Genomic DNA, 22,235 nt, shown 5'->3' with positions numbered 1-22,235 from the left:
GGCGTCGCGCCTTGACCGAAGACCAATCGATCATGGCCGTCACCGGCGGGTCAGCCGCCTCTGCGAGCGGGGACAGGATCCGCTGCCACAGACCCGCTTGTTCCGGCGGTTCTAGAGGTTGAACACCGTCGTTAGGGTCAATACATCTCCAGAAGAGCCCGCCAGCGACACCCCTCACCAAGCCGATGCACGTGCCGGTGATGAGCTGCCGATCATCTGTCCGCCGCTTGCCGGTGTTGAGCTTGGGAATATGCGGCTAAATCACCAGCCACAGCGCCTCCGACCACCTGAAATGATCGGCCATGATTCAAGCCTCCTCTAACGCTTGAATCGCAAAACCCAAATCAACTCAGTTGGGTCCAAGCCCCAGGTAAGCGTTTCAGCGGACGCCGCCGACCTGCGTTTGTCATTTCAGGCTGCGTCATCACTAAGCCCCTGTTTCCCACAAAGGGTTGCCTTCTCGAAGGTGGAGGGTGCAATACGCCTGTGAGATGATCGGAGTCGACCCTTCACAATGCGAACGTTTGCGACCTCGCTGAGCAAGAATTTTCGCGTGACATATGCGTTAATGATGCGCGAAATTGTCACTCGATATGGCCGAGAAGGATTAGGGTTCCTTTGGCTGATCGGCGAACCCCTAATGTTTTGTCTGGGGGTTCTGACCCTATGGACGTTAATGAAGCCAGAGTATGAGCACGGCGTGCGGGTGGCTCCCTTTATCATGACGGGGTATATGTGCCTTCTCCTGCTTAGGCACACAGTATCTTACAGCGTGAACGCCGTGCAAGCGAACGTAGGATTGCTGTATCATCGGCAAGTTAGGATACTTCATATATATTTATCTCGATCAATTATGGAATTTGCGGGGGCAAGCGTAGCATTTATAGTAGTCTATACGCTCCTCTTCGTTATGGGGTCTGTTGAATTTCCTGACAGCATAGTGACGCTTTATTGTGGATGGCTTCTACTGGCCTGGTTTTCTACTGGGCTGGCGTTAGTTTTTGCTGGGTTGGCAATGGAGTTTGATGTTATGGAGCGGATCGTCCCCGTTTTCATGTATCTCATGATCCCTCTGTCCGGCGCTTTCATCATGGCCAGCTGGCTCCCCAGCGGCTATCGGGATCTGTACCTTTTGCTGCCGATTCCAAATGCTATCGAAATGGTTCGTGACGGTGTCTTCGGCGATAGCGTACCAACTTTCTATCACGCCTGGTATATGGCGGCCTGGAGTGCAGGCTTGTGCCTCCTAGGCTTGGCTCTTTTGGCACGCAGCCAAAACAAGCTTGAAATCGAATAGCTTTTGCGGAAATCGAATCCGACATGTCAGACTCGCATATCAAGCTCATCGCGCCGCTTAACAAGGCGGCGACGCCAAGAGGCACTGCGGCGACATTCCTTCGTCGGATCCCAATATCCTTCCTGATCGTCGTCGTAGCGCCTGTGCTTGCCGCGAGCTTCTACTTCCTGCTGATCGCGACGCCACGTTACGTTGCGGAGGCTAAGTTTGTCGTGCGTTCCGCCGCAGAACGACAACCGTCGTCCTTGGGCGTCGCTCTGCAGGGCGTCGGCATCCCTGGCGGTCAAACAGATGCATTCGCCGTGCACGCCTACATAAATTCCCGCGACGGCCTTCGTCAGGTGATGGGCGCTGTTCCAGTAGAAGAAATCTACGGGCCCGGCCGGGCGGATCCGCTGTCGCGTGTTCCTGCTGTTTTCGCTCGCCCCTCGTTCGAATCGCTTTTCAAAGGAACTCGGCGCTATATTTCTGTCGGATATGATTCGACCACAGGCATCAGTACTCTTCGGGTTCAGGCGTTTCGTCCCCGAGACGCGCAGATCGTATCTGAGGCCTTGCTGGCCGGCGGAGAGTCTCTTGTTAACCGCCTGAACCTCCGCGCTGAAGGAGATGCGGTGGCCGAAGGCGAACGCACCGTCGTTGAGGCGCAGGCTCGCGTCGCAAGAGCGCAAGCTGAGCTTGCAGATTTTCGCAATGCAGAGCGTTTTATCGATCCTGAATCGACCGCTACGGCAGGCGGTGAACTTGTCAGTCAGCTCCTCCTAACGATCGCAAATCTGAAAGCCGAGCGTAGTCAGATCGCCGCCGAGGCGCCGCTCAGCCCTCAACTCTCGATCATAGACGGTCGGATACGCGCCTATGAAGATCAGGTCCAACAAGCCCGTGGCGCTATAGCCGGTGGCGCAGATTCGCTCGTTCCCAAGATAAGCCAATATGAGCAGTTGGCTACCGAGCGAGAATTTTCTCAACGGGCGTTGCTGGCTGCAACACAAGCACTCGAAGCGGCTCGCCTCGATAGCCGCCGCCAGAAACTTTATCTCGAACGCATCGTAAATCCCTCCCGGCCCGATGAACCGATAGAGCCAAAACGATGGCTGTCTATCTTGGCCGTGCTGGCCATAGCTTTGACGGTGTATGGCACTGGCTGGCTGATCGCAGCAGGACTTCGCGAGAGCCGTCAATCGTGACGGCTTCCGGCGTCTCCGAACCTGGCTTGCTCGTTCGAAATCTTAGCAAGTCATTCAAAGGCACTCACGGCCACGAGGTTTTCAGCGACCTGTCGTTCGAACTTGGCAAGGGAGGACGCTTGGCGGTGCTTGGACGAAATGGTCAGGGAAAGTCGACGCTGATTAAGATTCTCGGCGGGGTTCTGCCTCAAACGGAAGGCTCCATTCAATGGAACATGAAGCCGTCGTGGCCGATCGGCTTCGGGGGCGGCTTTCAGGGCAGTCTGACGGGCATCGACAACATACGCTTCATCACCCGCATCTACGGAATGCACTTCAACGACGTATTTGACCGCGTCGAGAATTTCGCTGAACTCGGTCGCGCCATGCAGCAGCCGATCAAGCACTATTCTAGCGGCATGCGCGCTCGCCTAGCGTTTGGTCTATCTTTGGCGATCGAGTTCGAATGCTATTTGATCGACGAACTGGTGTCCGTCGGCGATGCGCGTTTTCAACGCAAATGCCAGGAAGAGTTGTTCGAACGTCGCGCCGGCAGAGCGTTCATGATGGCCTCCCACGATATGAATATCATTGCTGCGCACTGCACCCGCGCCATTATTGTTGAAGGTGGCCGCGCCAAACTCTTCGACGACATCGAAGAAGGCATAGATGTCTACACTTGGCTTCGAGCGGCTTGATGGCGCGCCGCATCAATATACTTCAGGTGCCGGGTCCCAATGATGAAGCCTGGCGCCACAGTATCGCGCAACACTGCTATGCCCATGGCTGGCGCTATTACGAGCATTGGGGCAGCGCGAAATTGGATGTCGATCCAGACTTCGATTGTGTCGTAATCGTCTGGAGTCGCCCCGACGAGATGAGCGAGGACGCTGAGTGGCTTGTTCAGACCTGCGGTCCCGAAGATGCGATCAGGGCCTTGATCGATCGTTTTGGCGCCACCGCCGACGAAGCCCCGATCCATGCTTCAAATCGCTATCTCTTCGCAACCGACTTGGCGTTGTCTGGCGCGACTGTAAGCACGCTTTACGACGCCAATATTCAGATTTCCGATCTCGGGTGGATCAGCAATCCGGAGCCTTCCTTTGTTCAGCCCGCTGACGCCGGCGGCTTGCTCAGCCTCTACAAATCCATTCCGCCGCCGCCCCATCCAATAAATTGGACCTCCAGCTGCTTGGATTACAGCGAGTCGAATGCCGTTAAAGACATCAACAATGGCGTCCTCGTAACTCTTGCGGGGCGCCGAAGGATACTGACGCAAGGGCCTCACATATCCTTGCCCCGAGGACTCTGGCGCATCGACTTTCAGATCCTACTGGACACGCATGGACCAACCGTTCTTCGATTTGAATGGGGGGACGCCGAAATTGAGCAAACTCTTAAAGCTTCCGGAACATATGAAATTTCTCTCACAGGGCGTTTAGACGAGCATGTCCTTGCGAATATGAAGACAATGCTGATAGTTCCCAAGTTGGACGGGGAATTAACATTTGGAGACTTGGTCTTGACCCCCGTTGATGGGTAGAAACCATGCCAGAAGCTCTAATTTGACGTCTGCCGAAGCCCGGGTGGCTCTCCCGCTTGTCGATGTCTCCCCGCCAAAATGCTGTCGTCTGACGATGCGCGGCATGCGGAGAGCCCAACATCGCCGCGCAGCCGTTTAGCCCATGCTCAGAGCACTTCGCCGAACTTTCGACGAGCCCGATCTGCGGTCATGACTTAATCAATGCCGCAAGGTGACGACCAGCGACCCGGATTGGAGCTGGTCGTCTCGCGCCGATGAGGCGCACCCTCAAGTTTCGGCCCGCCCGGACACGTCACTTAACATTGCGGCTTCCGCTATGATCTCGGCGTATCCCTGGACCATCTCTGCGTAACCCGGGCGGCTGCGCAGAACGTAAGGGCTGGCCAAGCCAAATGCGGTTCGTACTGACTTGTTTGTCAGAAGAGTCGTCAAATGGCGAGCCAAGGTCGCGACGTCTGCAGGTTTGTAAAAGAGCGCATTGACGTTCTCATCAACCATTTCGGGAATCCCGAAAACGTCCGTAGTGACGATCGGTAGTCCGTGCGCCATGGCCTCCACTAGCACGCGAGGCGCGCTTTCGACTCGTGATGTGCAAACGTAGATGTCCGCAGCGGCGAAATAAACTGTCATGTCGTCGACCGCGCCCTCCACCGTTAACCGCTCGGCCGCAGCAGGCGAAAGTTGGGCGACGGCGCGTTCTAGCTCCGCAACATACTCGGGCTCTCCCGGAGCCCCGGCGATGAAAACTCGAACCGTGTCCGTTAAACTGTTCGGCAACTGCGCCACCGCCTGAACAAGGTCTACCTGGCCCTTACGCGCGCAAACTGTTCCTGCGACGACGACAACCAGTTCGCCTCCGCGCACGCCGAGCTTCTTCCTTGCAGCCGCCGCGCTCCATCGACCGATTTCTTGTTCCATCCGGTCTTCGCGAATTCCGTGGCGAATTACTTGGGCATTGTGTCTGGTCCGGACAGGATCCCAGCCTCGCCGTGTGGATTCAGCCACGTAGGTTACCCGATAGGCTTGACCGAATGCAGCATAGGCGAAGGCTCTCTGCCCTTCCGAAAGTGCATTATAGTAGGTGTCCCAAGGTTCGCTCTCATGTTGGCACCAGATGCTTGCGATACCGGCGAGAGATGCCGCGTTGATAGACTGGTACATGGTCAGCGTATTAGCAACTACAACTGACACGTTCGCCGCGATCAGCGCATCGGCGATGCTTCGAATGGCAGATTTATAGTCTTCAACTTCAGCTTTTGGAGAAGGCAAATCTAACTTGACGACCTCGACGCCAGCCTCGGCATAGGCCGCCTTGAGCGCGCCTTCTCCAGGAGAAAGAACGATAGGATCGACGAGGCGTGAGCGCTTCAGGCCAACGACCAGATCGAGGAGGGTGTTTGGCGCGCCCTCGCGATTCAAACTATGACAAACAAAGGCGACTCGAATGGGCTGCTGTCCAAGACGCCCACTTCGCCGGGAACACAAAGAAAAATCCTCATGCTCCAAAGTCAGATTTGGATTGTACCAGCGTTCGCGCCAATCACCATAGATCGTCCGTAAAGCAACCACCTCTCTGGGGTTATCGCGCTTTGGACGTGTCTTGCCTTCAAAGTGGAAAAGTTCCGCATCAGAACAGTAAATGTTCGTGTATCCACGATCAACCAAACGGAACCCGTAGTCCACGTCGTTGTACGCGACCGCGAAATTTTCTTCATCGTAACCGCCGATGGATAGGAAAAGTTCCTTGGGCGTAAGGACACAAGCTGCGGTTACGGCAGAGTATTCACGAGGGGTGCGCGCAAATCCCATGTATCCCCAGTCATGAGCAGCTGCGTTACGGAAAGCGTGACCAACGAGGCCATCATTATAGCCTTTGACGATGCCGGCGTGCTGGATCGTATGGTCTCCAAAATACAATTTTGCGCCGACAGAACCGACCCCGTTCATCCGGGCATAGCCAACCATCTGGCTTAGCCATTCTGGATTGATGACCTTTGTGTCGTTGTTTAGAAGAAGGACATACTCTCCTTTAGCAGCGGGAACAGCCTCGTTAAGAAGACGGGCAAAACTGAAGCCGGTAGAAAATTGGGGAATCCGAAGAACTTTGTGCCCGGCGTATGTATTCAGTTGTTTCAAATAAGATCGAGCATCAGGATCGTTGCTTCCGTTGTCCACGATGAGGACATCGAAATTTTGGTAGGTTGTCATCGAGAGAGATTCGACGCAGTCACGCAGCAGTCCGACCTGATTGTATGTTGGGATCACGATAGTGACAGAAGGACCATCATCGGGGAACCTGATACCGAACATGCCGACCTTGGCGCGTTTCGCCCAATCGGGCCAATAGGCTTCGGCTGCGATTCCTCGTCGATCCAAAGCCTCCTGAACGGCCTTTTGACCACGTTCGAAACTTTCGGGCTTGGCATCTCCTGAAGTGGCGGTAGACCCCTCCGCTGCTCTCCAGTGATAAAGGATGCGCGGAATATGGCCGACGGCTCGCGCCTTTTCGGTTATCCTCAAGAAGAAGTCGTAGTCTTGCGCGCCGTCGAAATCAGACCGAAAGCCTTCAACTTGATCCAACATGCTGCGACGGAACACGGATAGGTGGCTGAGATACATGTAGGAAAGCAGAAGAACAGGCGACCAGTCAGGTTTGAATTGTGGTGCAAAACGGCGGCCGTTATCGTCGATTTTGTCATCGTCGGAATAGACGACATCAGTATCAGGATTCTCGCTCAGATAAATGGCTACTTCGGCCAATGCATCTGGTGTCAAGAGGTCGTCATGATCGAGCAGAACGATGAAATCGCCGTCTGCCAAAGCTAGGCCAGCATTGGAAGCGGAACTGATGCCCCCGTTCTTAGGCTGCTTATGAATGCGGATGCGCTCGTCCTGCGCGGCCAAGTCTTGCAACAACGGCCACGTCCATTCATCTGGACTAGCGTCATCGATCAAGCAGAGTTCCCAATTGTTGTAAATTTGTCCGACAACAGATGATACCATATCGCGAAGGTGCTGTGGCGGCGTCTTGTAAACAGGGGTTACGATAGAGAACTTTATGTCTTGCTTGGATACAGCAAGACGGCGTGCCAAATCGAGGCGAGCGACATCCGTAAGTCGATTATTGCTTTGCCAGATCTCGAAAATATCTTTCTTGACCAAGTATGGCGCAACGCTGTCATCGACTGTCGACAAAATGCCGGAAAACTGTTGCAGATTTTGCGCGCGTTTCGCTGAGACTCCCAAGCTTCGCAGCCGTTTTCTGATGACACGAAGGGGGCGGGCCGCCCTCCAGAGCGCCAAACGGCGTGATTCCCGGCGGTCCTCGCCGACTTTAGTGATCAGCTGTTCAGGCTTGATCACGTCAAACGGGTTCGCCAAGCCTAATAGTGCGTCAGAAAGTAATGGACGGTCGATCAAGTCTCCGCCGAGTTCGATCACTGCATGCGCAATAAAACCAGGCGTGCGCCCCTCGGCCGCGCCGTGTGCGACAAAGTGTATGTACGGATCGATCCCCGCGGCGGCTACATCCTGATAGATCTGAAGATAGAATGCTGGATCGAATAAGGGGTGCGGTTGATGTGACTGGCTACGACCACGTTCGGCATAATCTACGAGCCCCGCCAGTCCCTGGGACGCCGTTCTATTTCGGTTGCGATACCAAGCGTCGCCGAACCATTTGTTTGGTTTTCTGTTTTCTGTGTGCCCGTGGAGCACATAATGAATGAAAGCATTCACACCGGCTTCGGCTACGTCGCCGTTCCAGCCCAGATAGTAGGCATTGTCGAACAGCGGCGTCGGACTATAACCGAACAAACTGGGGTTTACGATATACTCCACCAAATCGAAACGACTATCCCGTTGGGGGAATGTGGCGTCGATCCAGGTCAGATCAATCAGCGGGTGAGTTGACAAGCCCTCGTGGCGACCGTGAGAAACATAATGGCCAAGAGCGGTTTCTCCGGGGTTCAGCGTAATTCCGTTGGTCGATATGTAGTGACCCGGGTCGAATAGCGGATGAGCTGCGGCGCTGGCGGCCGCACCATCGACAGCAAACAGTTGCGCCACGGTCCGATCCGCAGCGACAGCGCCAATCAAACGCGCGTGGCTCGTGTTTAATAAGGGATGCGGGTCCGCGCCGAAGCCTTCCGATTCAAGAAAATGCTGCCACGCATCCGTTTCCGGATCGACGCCCGCATGCAGACGATAATATCCCTCCATGAAAAGCCCATCGACTTGAAGTCGTTCAAGCTCAGCGTGAGTCGGCAAACGCACTGTCCCGGCTTTACGGGCACGACTTGATTTCACCGTCTTGCCCTTGGCGGAGACCGGCGCAGTCGAACCCTCCAGCTGCTGGCGCACCTCGTCCGCGATCTGACTGGTGCGGCGAACGCACTCAACCGCCAGAACCTGAGACGGAAGAGCTTCGCGGCCAGCCAAAACAGCCTCCATCAGCTGGAACGCCGCCGTATTTTGCGGACGCGCTGTCTCCGCTCGTTTTAAAAGAGAGAGCAGGGCGTGGGGCATGGCCGACCGCCGCACGCCGTCGAGATCGTGAGTCATTAAAAATCCCACCAGGAAAGGCTTCTCAGAGCGCGAGCACTATCGTGCAATCTAGACACTACAGGTCCGCATAGCCCGCTAGCATAAGCTTGGGTAGGTTAAAAAGCGTTGCCTTGCGGCGCTTCACGCATTGGAATCAACATACAATCCCGCTATTGCGCTATCGCCCCTGCATCGCCACGCGCTCACTACGAGCAGGTGCATCTGATCGGGCGCGAAGCTTGGATCTGGATTGCCTCAATGACACATCATTTAATTAGCGGCGGCGCCGGGTTTATTGGGGCCAATCTGGCGACGTCCCTGCTCAAGGACGGTCACAGGGTTCTAGCCATCGATGACCTCTCGCGAGGCCGTATCGAAACGATCCACCACCTGACCAACAATCCCAACTTCGATTTTCGACAGGCGGATTGCGCCGATAGAGACGCGCTCGATGCGGCGATCGGCGAAGCCGAAGGCATCACCGACGTCTGGCACATGGCCGCAAACTCCGACATTCCCGCAGGTATCGCCGACCCGCGTATCGACCTTCATCAAACATTCATGACCACATTCGCGATTCTTGAGGTCATGAAGGCGCGTGAGATTCCCAACCTTCATTTCGCATCCAGTTCCGCGATCTACGGCGACTTCGGCGAAACCATGATTCACGAGGACATTGGCCCGCTTCTCCCTATCTCAAACTATGGCGCGATGAAACTGGCATCTGAAGCTCAGATCCGGGCGGCGGTGGAAGCTTTCTTATCGCGAGCAGATATCTTCCGCTTTCCCAACGTCATCGGCGTTCCGGCCACGCACGGCGTAATTCTCGATTTTGTGCACAAGCTTAGAAACACGCCTGAGGAACTTCAGGTTCTCGGCAACGGGACGCAGCAGAAAGCCTATCTGCATGTCGACGATCTCGTCCGAGCTATGCGGCATATCGCGGAAATCCCAGGGCGTTATCAGCTGTTTAACATAGGACCGACCGATGACGGCGTGACCGTCCGCATGATCGCCGAAACGGTCAGAGATGTCGCTTCGCCTAGCGCATCCATCATCTTCGGGGAAGAAAGCCGCGGGTGGGTCGGCGACGTCCCTCGTTTTCGTTACTCCGTAGACCGGCTCATCAACACAGGGTGGGAGCCTTCGCTATCATCGCAAGAGGCCGTTCAGCGTGCGGTCGCTGAGATCGTGGCGCAGGAAATGGGACGCTGATGCAGGCGATTATTCTAGCTGGCGGCAAGGGGACGCGCCTTGCGGAAAGGCTGCATGGCCGACCGAAGCCGTTGATCGACGTCCTGGGCGTGCCGCTACTGGAACGTCAACTTGATGCTTTGGCCGGACAAGGGATAGACAACGTCGTTGTTCTGGTGAACCACGCGGCAGATCAGATCGAAGCTTTTTTCGCGGCTCGCCCCCCCGTTCCGCGGGCCAAGCTGATCGACGACGGCGCTCCCCGCGGCACTGCTGGTGCAGTGTTGGCGTGTCTTGAAGCGCTGGAAGGCCGCTTTTTGGTGGTCTATGGCGACACCCTTTTCGACATCGATATCGCAGCGATGATGGCGGAACATGAAGCAAGCAATGCTGATATCAGCCTTCTTCTGCATCCAAATGACCATCCCGCCGATTCCGACTTGGTTGAGATTGACGGAGACGGTTGGGTCACGGCTTTTCACAGCTACCCGCATCCGCCGGAAGCGGACTTACGCAATCTTGTCAACGCGGCGTTCTATATCTGCGAAAGATCAGCGCTAGAGCCGTGGAGGGAATCCCCAACGCCTCTGGACTTCGCAAAGGATTTATTTCCGCGCATGCTCGCTCAAGGTGCCCGGATTCGGGGCTATTCGAGTTTTGAATATATAAAAGATCTGGGCACGCCCAAACGATTGGACAAGGTAGAGCGTCATCTTGCCTCCGGCGTTGTCGAACGCGCGCGACTTACTGCAATGCAGCGCGTCGTATTCCTAGATCGTGACGGCGTGATCAATGTCCAGCGAGACTACGTTCGGACGCCGGATGACTTCGAACTGATACCCGGAGCCGTAGAAGCGATCCGAATGCTAAATGATGCCGAATTCCGCGTCGTTGTGGTCACCAACCAGCCTGTCATCGCTCGCGGCGAAGCGGATTTTGACGCGGTACAGCGGATTCACGCGCGAATGGAAAGTCTTTTGGGCGCAGGCGGCGCCTATATCGACGCTCTTTATCTCTGCCCTCACCATCCTGACGCGGGTTTCAGCGGAGAGGTGGCCGCCCTAAAGGGGCCGTGTGAGTGCCGAAAGCCGGCTACGGGGTTGTTCGAACAAGCGGCGACCGCGATGAAAATCGATTTCGCTGCATCCTGGATGGTAGGCGACAGCACAAGCGACATTGAAGCCGGTCGCCGTATGAATTTGCAGACGGTTCTGGTCGAGACCGGTACAGGCGGTCTCGATAACAAGTGGGCAGTGCAGCCATCGCATCGCGCTGCCAACTTGCTTGCCGCCGCTCGCCTGATCTGCGCATCGGCGATGAAACTCGATATCACGCAAGGCTCCAGCACATGATTATCAGTCGTACACCGCTGCGAATGAGTTTCGTAGGTGGAGGTAGCGATATTTCGTCCTTCTACAGAAAATATGGCGGAGCTGTTCTCAGCACCGCGATCGACAAGTATGTTTATGTCTCTATCAACCGAAAGTTTGATGGGGGGATCCGCCTCGCTTATTCCAAAACCGAGGAAGTTAATTCCCTTGATCAAGTAGAACATCGCTTGGTGAAGGCCACGTTCGAGATGTTGGATCTTAAGGGTGGCGTCGAAATCACCACGACTGCGGACATTCCGTCACGAGGGACGGGGCTGGGTTCTTCCAGCTCCTTTACCGTCGGATTGATTCAGGCCGCCTCAGCTTACCAAGGGCGCTACATGTCGGCGCAGGAAATGTCCGAGCGCAGTTGCGAGGTCGAAATCGAACGCTGCGGAGAACCTATAGGAAAGCAGGATCAGTATGCTGCCGCTTATGGCGGTTTTAATCTGATCGAGTTCAACACGGACGATACCGTCAAGGTGTCCCCTGTCATTATGCCTGCCGAAACAAAGCAGCGCATGCAGGACGGGGTGATCACCTTTTATACAGGCGTGACCAGAAGCGCCTCTCATATACTCAAGGAACAAACCGCCGTCTCGGGCTCCAGTACCGCCAAGCAGGACGCCTTGCGGCGGATGGTGGAGCTCGCGTACGTCGCTCGCGACGAGATGGCCAACGGAAACGTCACATCTTTTGGTGAGATTCTGCACGAAAACTGGATGCTAAAACGCTCGCTTACTGCCGACATCAGCAATACTGCGATAGACGGCTGGTATGATGCAGCCATCAACGCTGGAGCCCTGGGCGGAAAACTTCTAGGCGCGGGCGCGGGAGGCTTCATGATGTTTTATGCGGATCCCGAACGGCATCAGGCCATTGCTCGCGCCGTAGGCCTGCGCCAAGTCGACTTCAAGTTCGAACCGATGGGTTCTCGTATTTTGTTCTACAATCCGAACTGAGAGGTTTCCGATGACATATTTTCCTGATCGAGTGCACGATACCGGCGGCGCCTACGCTACGCGCTACTTTGAGTTGCTCGCAGACGCTTATAAGACAGTCGATGCTGGGGCTGTTACCGCCGCCGGTCAACTGCTCGTCGATGGAGCCAAAGCAGGGCGAACGATCTTCTCGTGCGGTAATGGAGGATCGGCGGCGATTTCGAACCACCTGGTTTGCGACTGTCTGAAAGGCGTTCGGTCCAATACATCCCTGCGGCCCAAAGTTCACAGTTTGTCGGCCACGGTGGAGTTGGTCACCGCGATCGTCAACGACATCGGCGTTGAGCAAATGTTTTCGTTCCAACTCGAGTCGCTGGCTTCTAGTGGTGATGTCTTGGTCGCCATAAGCTCTTCAGGAGCATCTCCGAACATAATATCGGCGCTTAAAACCGCACGTGAAATGGGCATGAAAACAATCGCCATGACCGGATTTTCTGGAGGGGCGGCGTCTGAGCTTGCCGACGTCTCGCTCTATGTGAAGGCCGAGAACTACGGGATTGTCGAAGATACGCATCAGTCATTGATGCACATTCTGGCGCAATACATGCGTCAGTCGAATATGGACCAGCCTGAGCTTCTCGGTTCGTTGAAGTTCTGATTAGATTGACGGGGTCGTCGATACCGAAGACCCCGTCAATCTAGGGCAGACTACTGATTTTTAGCTCGCTTGGTGCTGCCCTCTCTGCGACCAGCGAAGTCAACGGCGGCTTATGATTTCTCGCAGGTAAGCACCATAGGTGCTTTTTCCAAGTTTGGCCGCGAGCACTTCCAGCTTGGAGGCGTCAATGAAGCCTTTCTCGAAAGCGACCTCTTCCGGGCAGGCGATCTTGAAGCCCTGGCGCTTTTCCAAGACGCGGACAAACTCAGCAGCATCCAGCAGGCTGTCGGGTGTGCCGGTATCCAGCCAAGCGTAGCCGCGACCCATAATCTCGACGGATAGTTTGTCCTGCTCCAGATAGATGCGGTTAACGTCGGTGATCTCAAGTTCGCCGCGCGCCGACGGCTTCAGATCGCGGGCAATCTCGACCACATCGCTGTCGTAGAAATATAGACCAGTGACGGCCCAGTGCGACTTCGGCGCTTCGGGCTTCTCCTCAATAGACAGCGCGCGGAAACGGTCGTCAAACTCGACCACGCCGTAACGCTCAGGATCGTTTACGTGGTACGCGAATACCGTCGCTCCGTCTGGCCGACCCATGGCGTTCGTGAAAAGATCGGTGATGCCGTGGCCATAATATATGTTGTCTCCCAGGATCAGGGCCGATGGATTGTCGCCGACGAAGTCCGCGCCGATGACATAGGCCTGGGCCAAGCCGTCGGGGCTGGGCTGGACCGCGTACTGGATCTCCATGCCCCACTGCGAACCGTCGCCCAGCAGGGCCTGGAAGCTCGGCACGTCGCGCGGGGTGGAGATGATCAGCACCTCGCGGATGCCGGCCAGCATCAGGGTCGACAGCGGATAATAGATCATCGGCTTGTCGTAGACCGGCATCAGCTGTTTCGATGTGACCAGGGTCATCGGATGCAGGCGGGTGCCCGATCCTCCGGCCAGGATGATGCCCTTCATGGGTGGGTCCTTTCGGCGTGCAGTTCGGTGACGATCTCGGCGACGGCGGCCTGCCAGGGGCGGGGCGCGATGCCGTAGTCACGGGTCAGTTTGGCGGTGGACAGGCGCGAGTTCGACGGGCGCCTGGTCGGGGTCGGGTAGTCGGACGCGGGGATGGCCTCGACCGTAGCGGACGAGCCGCCGGCGGCGGCGCTGAGGGCGAAGATTTCGCTCGCCAGCCCGGCCCAGGTGGTCTCGCCGGCGTTGACGAACTGATAGACGCCGGTCGGAGCCTCAGCATCGACGATCATCTTGAGGGTGATGGTCTTGAGTGTTTGGGCGATGTCGCGCGCCGAGGTCGGGCAACCGTGCTGATCGCCCACCACCCGCAGGGCCGGGCGGTCGGCGGCCAAGCGGAGCATGGTCTTGAGGAAGTTGGCGCGGTGCACGCTGAGCACCCAGGCCGTCCTCAGCACGACCGAGCGCGGATTGCCGGCCTGCACCGCCAGTTCGCCCGCCAGTTTGGAGGCGCCATAGACGCCTAGCGGCCCGACCGGATCGGTCTCGACGTAGAGACCCTCCTTGGACCCGTCGAACACATAGTCGGTCGAGACCTGGATCAGCGGGATCCCAGCCTCGCGCGTGGCGTCGGCCAGAACCGCCGGCCCCATGGCGTTGGCGGCGAAGGCGGCGGCGACCTCGGTCTCGGCCTTGTCTACCGCCGTATGGGCGCCCGAGTTGACTACGGCGGCGAAGGGAGTAGCGGCGAAGGCGGCGTGGACCGAGGCGGCGTCGCCCAAGTCCAGTTCCGCCCGCGTCGGCGCGTGCAGCACAACCTCTTCGGGCCAGGCGGCGGCCAGGAGCTCCAGTCCCACCTGACCGGCCCCGCCCGTGATCAGGATGTGAATCGGATCAGCCATTGGCGACACCCAGACGCTGGGTCGAATAGCGGGCGTCGAGGATGTCCTGCCACCAGGACTGGTTCTCCAGATACCAGGCCACCGTCTGTTCGATGCCCTGTTCGAAGGTCACTGAGGGGGTCCAGTCCAGATCGGAGCGGATCTTGGAGGCGTCGATGGCGTAGCGCTGGTCATGGCCCGGACGGTCGGTCACATAGGTGATCTGATCGGCGTATTTGCCGTCGGCCTTGGGCCGCAGCCGATCCAGGATCGAGCAGATGATGGTGACCACCTCGATGTTCTTCCTTTCGGCATTGCCCCCGACATTATAGGTCTCGCCCGGCGTGCCGGCCTCGAACACAGCCTGGAGCGCACGGGCGTGGTCGTCGACGAACAGCCAGTCGCGCACGTTCGAGCCGTCGCCATAGACTGGCAAGGGCTCGCCGTTCAGGGCGCGGATGATGATCAGCGGGATCAGCTTCTCGGGGAAGTGATAAGGGCCGTAGTTGTTGGAGCAGTTGGTCACCAGCACCGGCAGACCGTAGGTGTGGCCCCAGGCGCGCACCAGATGGTCCGACCCGGCCTTGGACGCCGAATAGGGCGAGCGGGGGTCATAGGGGGTGGTCTCGGTGAAGAAACCGTCCTCGCCCAGCGAGCCGAACACCTCGTCGGTCGAGATATGATGGAAGCGGAAGGCCGCCTTGGCGTCCTCGTCCATCCCGCGCCAGTAGCCCAGCGCCTGGTTCAGCATGACGAAGGTGCCGACCATATTGGTCTGGATGAACTCACCCGGCCCGTCGATCGAACGGTCCACGTGACTCTCCGCCGCCAGGTGGGCGACCACGTCCGGCTTGAACTCGTGCAATGCTTTTGAAACGGCGTCGGCGTCGCAGATGTCGGCTTGGACGAAGGCGTATCGGTTGCTGGACTCCACAGGCTCCAACGAACTCAACACCCCTGCATAGGTTAGCTTGTCGAACACCAGGACCTCGTGATCCGTGTGTTCGATAAGCCGCCGAACCAAAGCCGAACCGATAAAACCGGCGCCGCCGGTGACCAGGATACGCATTAGGGGTCTCTCCGTCGGGATTCAGATCAGGACGCGGGCAGCGGCTCGAGCGGCCGGCCGTCATATTCGAAGGGGCTGTCAAACTCTGCCAGGGTCGGCAAAATCTTGTCCTTGTCGGACAGGACTGCACCCGAAGCCGGCAGTGGCCATTGGATGCTGATCGTCGGGTCGTTCCAAACGATGCCGCCGTCGCAATCCGGCGCGTAAATTCCAGACACCTTGTAGGCGATTTCCACGTTCGGCTCCAGGGTGATGAAGCCATGCGCAAAGCCGACTGGCACGAACAACTGCTCACCGCCATCTGCCGTGAGTTTGGCCGCGACGTATTGCCCATAGGTGGGAGAGCCGCGCCGCACATCGACTGCGTAATCCATGATGGATCCCTTCACACAACGCACCAGCTTGGCTTGAGCGTGCGGCGGGCGTTGGAAGTGCAGCCCCCGGATCGTGCCCTCGGTCGCAGAGAACGACTGGTTGTCCTGCACAAAGCGAACGTCGATCCCAGCGGCCAGGGCGGCAGCCTCAGAGTAGGTCTCCATGAACCAGCCGCGTGGGTCGCCAAATCGGCGAGGGCGTAACAAGATGGGTTGCGAAGAAACGGCCATGAAATCGAGACTCAAGCGGACCTACTGCCCATTGATAGCGGATGATCTAGACCAGATTTCCTGCGATAGGGAGTGCATTGGTGCAAGGGGCCAAATCTTCCATTTGGATTGTCAGATTGCGACGATTTTTTAAAGCGCTGTCAGATCGTCGGTTGGGCGCAGCGCGAAGGCGCTATGGCGCTGATGAAGGGGACGCTGCTCGACATCACAATCTGTGGAGTGCTGCGGTCGGTCACTACGAACGTTATCTTTCTCGATATCCACACGACATCGGGGTGCGGGTCCGCCTCGCCAACACTCTGAGAGAGTCCGGCGACTTTCCTGCCGCCATTAGGATCCTTCAGGGGGCTATAGCGGCTCGTCCAACAAAGGTGAGCCTTCAGCTAACGCTAGCGGACATAATGGACGAGGCTGGCCTTGCAGTTGACGTGGAGGATATTCGCAGGCGGCTGCTGCAGCCGACCTTCGCAGAAAGCGCTTCATCAAATCTCTCTAGGTTGGGCGCCATCCACCGACCTATTGCTTCCATGAGTTCAGCCAAGCGGGTCGAAATTCTGATCGACGCCCGACCCGGCGAAGACCGCACCCTGACCGCGACCTTGGCATCGTTGCGAGGACTGACGTCGGTGGATTGGCGCGCGACGATATCAGGGGGTTTTGATGCGGGGCTCGTCGGGGGCGCGGTCTCAACAGATGTACGTATACAGCTTGCTCCTCTGCAAGGTGCGCTGGCGACCTCCTCAACTCCGGTCTTCCTGATCAGGGCAGGGACCGTGTTGACGCCGGATTGCCTTGGCTGGTTGCTTTGGGCGCTCAACGAGGAAGTGAGCGCTGTGTACTGCGATCATGAAGAGAGGGACGCGAGTGGAGCTACTCGTCCAATCCTCCAGTCGGCCCCGCATCTGCTGGACCTTGCGACCAATCCTACCCCGCCTGCCTTGGTCCTTTATCGCGATTTCGAATATCAGGACCGCGGTCACGACATGCTGGCGACGCTGCAGGATGCGTTTGGCAGAGGGGTCGTCCGGCACGTTCCCTTGGTCCTGGGGTGTGTCCAGACCCCGCATGTTCAAACGGAAATCGACTCTCCGACGGTTCACCAATCGCAGGTCTGTGGCCGGATACTCGTGGTCATTCCCACGCGTGATGAGGGTGCGGCTCTTAACGTCATGCTGACCTCACTGTCCGACCAAGCATCGGACTTGGGGGAGGTGGATATTGTCGTCGTCGATAATGGAAGTCAGGACGTAAGCACTGTGGAGGTGCTCGACTGTTGGCGAACACGGGGCGTGGAGGTACTGCGCCGCGACGAACCGTTCAACTGGTCCAGCCTTAACAACATCGCCTGCGAAGGGCGGGAACATCCTATTGTCGTCTTCGCCAATAACGACATGGAAATGCTCTCTGAGAACTGGGATCTGGAGGTTCGACGACTTCTGGCCATGGACGGGGTGGGGATCGTCGGAGCGCGGCTTCTATACCCGAATGACCGTGTCCAGCACGCGGGCATCGTGATGGGGGCGTTGAACGGCGAACCTTTGCACGAAGGATTGCGGGCAAGCCCGGACGAGCGCGGGCCGCTCGACCGGTGGGTGCGGCGCAGGCCGGCGACGGCCGTAACGGGCGCATTTATGGCGATGCGTCGGTCGGTCTTCGATCAGGCCGGCGGTTTCGACGCCGAAAACTTTGCGGTGTCCTGCAATGACGTCGATTTTTGTCTCCGTGCAGGAGCGGCTGGCTGGACGATCCTTTATGCGCCTGAGTTGGTTCTGCGACATCATGAGTCTTTAAGTCGCGGCCATTCCAATACGGAAGCCAAACGACAGCGCGCCGAAGAAGAAATGGGGCGGTTGCTCGCGCGTTGGGGCGATCGCGCTCGCTTTGACCCGACCCGCAATCCTCAATGGGAAGGGCGCGGCATTCGTCTTTTCGCTGGGATGCGAAGCCTGACCTCTGAGGAGGTGATGGACTGGGCGATCAAGACCGAAAGCCGCGCGCCCAATCAGATTGAAACCCCCACCTTGGCGTAAAGCGCGCGCAGCCTCGCGTCATAGGCGTCATCGTTGAAGAGCGCCGCCTGTCTCTTGCCGCGAGATGAAGCGTCGTCGCGCCAGTCGGCATCCGCGTCGATCATGCGGATCGCTTGGCACAGAGCATCGACGTCGTAGGGATCGACCTGCATGGCGGCGTCTCCCGCCACCTCCGGCAGCGAACCCTGGTTCGATGTGAGTACTGGCGTTCCCAGGCTCATCGCTTCCAACACCGGCAGCCCAAACCCTTCATAAAGAGAGGGAAAGAGAACGGCTTTTGCACCTCGGATCAGGCTGACCAAGGTGGCGAAGGACATGTATTCATAGACATGGATCCTATCCGAACTCGGACCGCCGAGCGCCTTCACGTGGCCCAGGAGCGCCGTCTCGGGTTCGCTCAGCCAACCGCGCCCGCCGACAATTACGAGAGGTGTTCCTACGCCTGACGCGAGATAGGCTTCCACGACGCGGCCGAGATTCTTTTTGGGTTCGACCGCGCCGAAATGCAGGAAGTAGTCGCCCCAGCCGAGTTGAAAGGTCGCTTCCAGTTCGGTGACGACGTCCTGCTCCGGCCTGTCGGTCAAAGCCTTTGGCAGGCTGACGGCCTGGTAGGTGTTGGTGACCCTGTCTTCCGGAACGCCCAGCATGCGGATGACATCGTGGCGCGTCGCCTCGGAGACCACGGCGATGTGGTCGGCATGGCGCACGACTTCCCGGCACATAGCCATGAATAAGGGCTTGTTGTGCAGTGTCGTATGCGGAAGGCGCAACGGGATGAGGTCGTGGATGGTGTAGATATTCGGCACATCGCGGGCGCGTAGCGGCAGCAGGGTCGTCCAGTGCATGACGTCCGGCGGCGGCGCGTTGCGCCTATCGAAGATCACAGGCGTGCCGCTGCCGTGCTTCTTGAATGCGCGACTGGCGTGGAAGTAGAGCTTGTCGGTGGCCCAAAATCGGTCCGCTCGGGGGCGTGCTGCGTCGCCTCCTGGCCAAATGATGTCTTTAGAGATGGCGACAGGATTGGCGGTTCGTCCAAGTGGGCTCAGGCGTGTCCGAATATCCCGTTCGAGCTTCTGCATAAAGCGCAGCTGGGTTGCCGGCCGCTCAGGATCGAGGATCGCGACTTCACCAAAAGGGCTTACGGACTCCGGCGAAAGCGTCGGTCCGAAAAGAGCCTCTGTTCGGAAGCCAAGGCGGCTGGCGGCTTCAAGCAGGTTTCGGCTGTAGGTCGCGATCCCGGTGCCCTGCGACGCCGCGAGGTTGAAACCATCGACGCAGATCGCAGGCCGATCCGATTTCTCGCGAGGCGGTATGGGCATTCAGGCTTATCTCGCGAAGCGGAGGCGTGTTTAGCCTAGAGGGCCTAACATGGGCTATTATCGAGTAGCCAGCCGCTCATTGCAGCTTATTGCCGGGCCAGAGCTTCAGCTTCCCGCGTGACTCGCCCCCCATCCCCCGCTATCTCGCGCCGGTGATGAACGAAACAGAACGCCAGTCCGAGGAACGCAGCTGGGAGACGGCGAAGACGCTCGCCGAGGCCTTGCCGTATATTCAGGTCTATGACCGCGAGACCGTGGTCATCAAATACGGCGGCCACGCCATGGGCGAGAGCGCCGTGGCGCGTCAGTTCGCGGCCGATGTGGTGCTGCTGAAGCTGATGGGGGTCAACCCGGTCGTGGTGCACGGCGGCGGGCCGCAGATCAGCGCCATGCTGGACAAGGCTGGGGTCAGGTCCAGCTTCGTCGACGGGTTGCGGGTCACCGATCCGGCGACGATGGAAGTCGCCGAGATGGTCCTGTCCGGCGCGGTGAACAAGGAGATCGCCCACTGGATCACCATGGCCGGCAAGGAGGCGGACGTGCGCGGCGTCGGTCTGTCGGGCAAGGACGCCGGCCTGCTGACAGTCGAGAAGACCCGCCGGACCAAGCGCGATCCTGACAGCATGATCGAGCACGAGGTCGACCTGGGCTATGTCGGCGAACCCACCAAGGTGGATCCCAAGCTGATCAAGGGGCTGATCGCCTCGGAGACCGAGGACTGGGTCCCGGTCATCGCCCCGATCGGGGTGGCCGAGGACGGCCAGACCTATAACGTCAACGCCGATACGGTGGCGGGCGCCGTAGCCGGGTCGCTGGGCGCCAAGCGGATGCTGCTGCTGACCGACGTGCCGGGGGTCAAGGGCGCGGACGGCGAGATCATTCGCCAGATGACGCTGGAGGAGGCGCAAGGCCTGATCGACACCGGCGTCGCCCACGGCGGCATGATCCCCAAGCTGGAGACCGCCATGGCCGCCGTGCGCGCCGGCGTCGAAGCCGTGGTCATTCTGGACGGCCGTCGGCCCCACGCCATGCTGGTGGAGCTGTTCACCGAATTCGGCGCCGGCACCCTGGTGAAGGCGTCTTGATCGACCTGTCGCACGTCAACGCCTGGGTGTTCGACATGGACGACACCCTGTATCCGCGCGAGCAGGGGCTGATGTCCCTCGTCCAGGCGCGGATCAACGCCTATGTGGTCGAGGCGGTCGGCCTGGCGCCCCAGGAGGCGCATATCCTGCAGCGCCAGTTTCTGGATGAACACGGCACCACCCTGGCCGGGCTGATGGCCAACTACACCATCGATCCCGAGGACTTCCTGAACGTGGTCCACGACGTGCCGCTGGACGGGGTGGAGCCCAATCCGCGCCTGGCCGAGCGTCTGAAGACCCTGCCGGGGCGCTGTTTCGTCTTCACCAACGGTGCGCGGGACTATGCGCATCGGGTGCTGGACCGGATCGGCATCGCCGACTGTTTCGAGGGGGTGTTCGCCATCGAGGACGGCGACCTGACGCCCAAGCCGGCCCCATCGGCCTTTCGTCGCATGATCGAGCGGTTCGATTTCGAACCCCGTTGCGCCGCCTTCTTTGAGGACACCCCGAAGAATCTGGAGCCGGCCAAGGCCCTGGGTATGGCGACCGTCCTGATCGGCGACGGCCACGGCAAGCCCCTGGGGGACCATATTGACCGGATCGCCCCCGATCTTCTCGACTTCCTCAACGCCCTGACCTTCAAGGACGCCGCATGACCGACCTGTCGCATCTCGAATCCGTCATCGAGGCCGCGTGGGAAGACCGCGCCGACGTCTCGGCCGCCACCCATGGCGATATCCGCGACGCGGTCGAGACCGCCCTGGCCCTGCTCGATTCCGGCCAGGCCCGCGTCGCCTCGCGCGGCGAGGACGGGGTCTGGACCACGCATCAGTGGCTGAAGAAGGCGGTGCTGCTGTCCTTCCGGCTGAACGACAACCAGATCATGCGCGCCGGCGACCGCGGCCCGACCAGCCACGCCCCGGGCGTCGGCCCTTATTGGGACAAGGTGCCCAACAAGTTCGGCGACTGGGCCGCCGGCGACTATCAGGCCGCCGGTTTCCGCTCGGTGCCCGGCGCCTTCGTCCGCCAGGGCGCCTATATCGCCAGGAATGTCGTGCTGATGCCGTCCTTCGTGAACATCGGCGCCTATGTCGATGAGGGGGCCATGGTCGACGCCTGGGCCACGGTCGGGTCCTGCGCCCAGATCGGCAAGAACGTCCACCTGTCGGGCGGCGCCGGGATCGGCGGGGTGCTGGAGCCGCTCCAGGCCAATCCCACCATCATCGAGGACGGCTGTTTCATCGGCGCCCGCGCCGAGGTCGCCGAGGGCGTGATCGTGCGCGAAGGCGCGGTCCTGGCCATGGGCGTCTATCTGTCGGGCTCGACCAAGATTGTCGATCGCGCCACGGGCGAGGTTTTCCGGGGCGAGGTGCCGGCCTATTCGGTCGTGGTGCCGGGCGCTCTGCCGGACCCCAAGGGCGGCCCGTCGCTGTACTGCGCCGTCATCGTCAAGCGGGTGGACGCCCAGACGCGGGCCAAGACCGGCGTCAACGAACTGCTGCGCGACTGAGGACAAAAGAAAACGGAGGCGGCCGCGCGGCCGCCTCCGTTCCTTATCCGGCCGAC

18 protein-coding genes are annotated in these 22,235 nt (G+C 58.9%); 12 read left to right on the top strand and 6 right to left on the bottom strand.

Translation table 11 applies throughout. The features are described 5' to 3' along the window. The first annotated feature begins 553 nt into the window (after positions 1 to 553). The 4 genes from ER13_RS01925 to ER13_RS01910 are packed head-to-tail and all read left to right on the top strand — an operon-like array spanning position 554 to position 4,006. Positions 554 to 1,297, top strand: coding sequence for an ABC transporter permease (locus ER13_RS01925; RefSeq protein WP_197019698.1), 744 nt, complete (start codon positions 554 to 556; stop codon positions 1,295 to 1,297). Positions 1,298 to 1,320: 23 nt separating this feature from the next. Then, positions 1,321 to 2,484: a chain-length determining protein gene (locus ER13_RS17835; protein WP_197019697.1), complete on the top strand. Its 1,164-nt coding sequence runs from the start codon at positions 1,321 to 1,323 to the stop codon at positions 2,482 to 2,484. Then, a complete protein-coding gene (locus ER13_RS01915) occupies positions 2,481 to 3,161 on the top strand; it encodes an ABC transporter ATP-binding protein (RefSeq protein ID WP_231492448.1) in 681 nt (226 codons plus the stop codon). The genes ER13_RS17835 and ER13_RS01915 overlap by 4 nt, the downstream gene beginning before the upstream one ends. Further along, complete coding sequence (locus tag ER13_RS01910; RefSeq protein ID WP_035305851.1) at positions 3,161 to 4,006, top strand: hypothetical protein; 846 nt, start codon at positions 3,161 to 3,163, stop codon at positions 4,004 to 4,006. Before ER13_RS01915 ends, ER13_RS01910 begins: the two co-directional genes overlap by 1 nt. Before the next feature lie 267 nt (positions 4,007 to 4,273). Here the strand turns inward: ER13_RS01910 and ER13_RS17830 are convergent, their stop codons facing one another. Beyond that, complete coding sequence (locus ER13_RS17830; RefSeq protein WP_081836082.1) at positions 4,274 to 8,569, bottom strand: glycosyltransferase; 4,296 nt, start codon at positions 8,567 to 8,569, stop codon at positions 4,274 to 4,276. 240 nt (positions 8,570 to 8,809) lie between these two features. Here ER13_RS17830 and ER13_RS01900 point away from each other — a divergent pair, with 240 nt between their 5' ends. Genes ER13_RS01900 through ER13_RS01885 form a run of 4 tightly spaced genes read left to right on the top strand, consistent with a single transcriptional unit; the run spans position 8,810 to position 12,714 of the window. Then, the gene (locus ER13_RS01900) at positions 8,810 to 9,766 is read left to right on the top strand and encodes an SDR family NAD(P)-dependent oxidoreductase (protein WP_035305848.1); all 957 of its coding nucleotides are present in this window, start codon (positions 8,810 to 8,812) and stop codon (positions 9,764 to 9,766) included. After that, a complete protein-coding gene (locus tag ER13_RS17825; protein WP_081836081.1) occupies positions 9,766 to 11,097 on the top strand; it encodes an HAD-IIIA family hydrolase in 1,332 nt (443 codons plus the stop codon). The genes ER13_RS01900 and ER13_RS17825 overlap by 1 nt, the downstream gene beginning before the upstream one ends. Beyond that, the gene (locus ER13_RS01890; RefSeq protein ID WP_035305844.1) at positions 11,094 to 12,077 is read left to right on the top strand and encodes a GHMP kinase; all 984 of its coding nucleotides are present in this window, start codon (positions 11,094 to 11,096) and stop codon (positions 12,075 to 12,077) included. The genes ER13_RS17825 and ER13_RS01890 overlap by 4 nt, the downstream gene beginning before the upstream one ends. Positions 12,078 to 12,087: 10 nt before the next feature. Then, a complete protein-coding gene (locus tag ER13_RS01885; RefSeq protein ID WP_035305843.1) occupies positions 12,088 to 12,714 on the top strand; it encodes an SIS domain-containing protein in 627 nt (208 codons plus the stop codon). A gap of 99 nt (positions 12,715 to 12,813) precedes the next feature. On the opposite strand, the gene rfbA is transcribed toward ER13_RS01885, so the two are convergent. Genes rfbA through rfbC form a run of 4 tightly spaced genes read right to left on the bottom strand, consistent with a single transcriptional unit; the run spans position 12,814 to position 16,250 of the window. Then, a complete protein-coding gene (gene rfbA, locus ER13_RS01880) occupies positions 12,814 to 13,683 on the bottom strand; it encodes a glucose-1-phosphate thymidylyltransferase RfbA (protein ID WP_035305840.1) in 870 nt (289 codons plus the stop codon). Further along, entirely contained in the window at positions 13,680 to 14,582 is a 903-nt protein-coding gene (gene rfbD / locus ER13_RS01875; protein WP_035305838.1) for a dTDP-4-dehydrorhamnose reductase, read from the bottom strand. Before rfbD ends, rfbA begins: the two co-directional genes overlap by 4 nt. After that, a complete protein-coding gene (gene rfbB / locus ER13_RS01870; RefSeq protein ID WP_035305836.1) occupies positions 14,575 to 15,630 on the bottom strand; it encodes a dTDP-glucose 4,6-dehydratase in 1,056 nt (351 codons plus the stop codon). Before rfbB ends, rfbD begins: the two co-directional genes overlap by 8 nt. A 26-nt stretch (positions 15,631 to 15,656) precedes the next feature. Beyond that, positions 15,657 to 16,250, bottom strand: coding sequence for a dTDP-4-dehydrorhamnose 3,5-epimerase (gene rfbC / locus ER13_RS01865; RefSeq protein WP_231492447.1), 594 nt, complete (start codon positions 16,248 to 16,250; stop codon positions 15,657 to 15,659). Positions 16,251 to 16,636: 386 nt separating this feature from the next. Between rfbC and ER13_RS17565 the strand changes: the two genes are divergently transcribed. After that, on the top strand, positions 16,637 to 18,265 hold the full coding sequence (locus tag ER13_RS17565) for a glycosyltransferase family 2 protein (protein WP_155988053.1): 1,629 nt from the start codon (positions 16,637 to 16,639) through the stop codon (positions 18,263 to 18,265). Here ER13_RS17565 and ER13_RS01855 read toward each other — a convergent pair. Next, complete coding sequence (locus ER13_RS01855) at positions 18,238 to 19,584, bottom strand: glycosyltransferase family 1 protein (protein ID WP_052004718.1); 1,347 nt, start codon at positions 19,582 to 19,584, stop codon at positions 18,238 to 18,240. The genes ER13_RS17565 and ER13_RS01855 overlap by 28 nt on opposite strands. A gap of 155 nt (positions 19,585 to 19,739) precedes the next feature. On the opposite strand from ER13_RS01855, the gene argB reads away from it, so the two are divergent. The 3 genes from argB to dapD are packed head-to-tail and all read left to right on the top strand — an operon-like array spanning position 19,740 to position 22,179. Then, a complete protein-coding gene (argB, locus tag ER13_RS01850; protein ID WP_008258977.1) occupies positions 19,740 to 20,669 on the top strand; it encodes an acetylglutamate kinase in 930 nt (309 codons plus the stop codon). Beyond that, on the top strand, positions 20,666 to 21,325 hold the full coding sequence (locus ER13_RS01845; RefSeq protein WP_035305834.1) for a pyrimidine 5'-nucleotidase: 660 nt from the start codon (positions 20,666 to 20,668) through the stop codon (positions 21,323 to 21,325). Before argB ends, ER13_RS01845 begins: the two co-directional genes overlap by 4 nt. Next, complete coding sequence (gene dapD / locus ER13_RS01840) at positions 21,322 to 22,179, top strand: 2,3,4,5-tetrahydropyridine-2,6-dicarboxylate N-succinyltransferase (protein ID WP_035305832.1); 858 nt, start codon at positions 21,322 to 21,324, stop codon at positions 22,177 to 22,179. The genes ER13_RS01845 and dapD overlap by 4 nt, the downstream gene beginning before the upstream one ends. The last annotated feature ends 56 nt before the right edge of the window (positions 22,180 to 22,235 follow it).

The sequence above is a fragment of the Brevundimonas sp. EAKA genome (assembly GCF_000698025.1).
In the GTDB taxonomy this organism is placed as follows: domain Bacteria; phylum Pseudomonadota; class Alphaproteobacteria; order Caulobacterales; family Caulobacteraceae; genus Brevundimonas; species Brevundimonas mediterranea_A.
The sequence above is the reverse complement of the archived record's forward strand: the minus strand, read 5'-3'. Positions and strand labels throughout refer to the sequence as shown.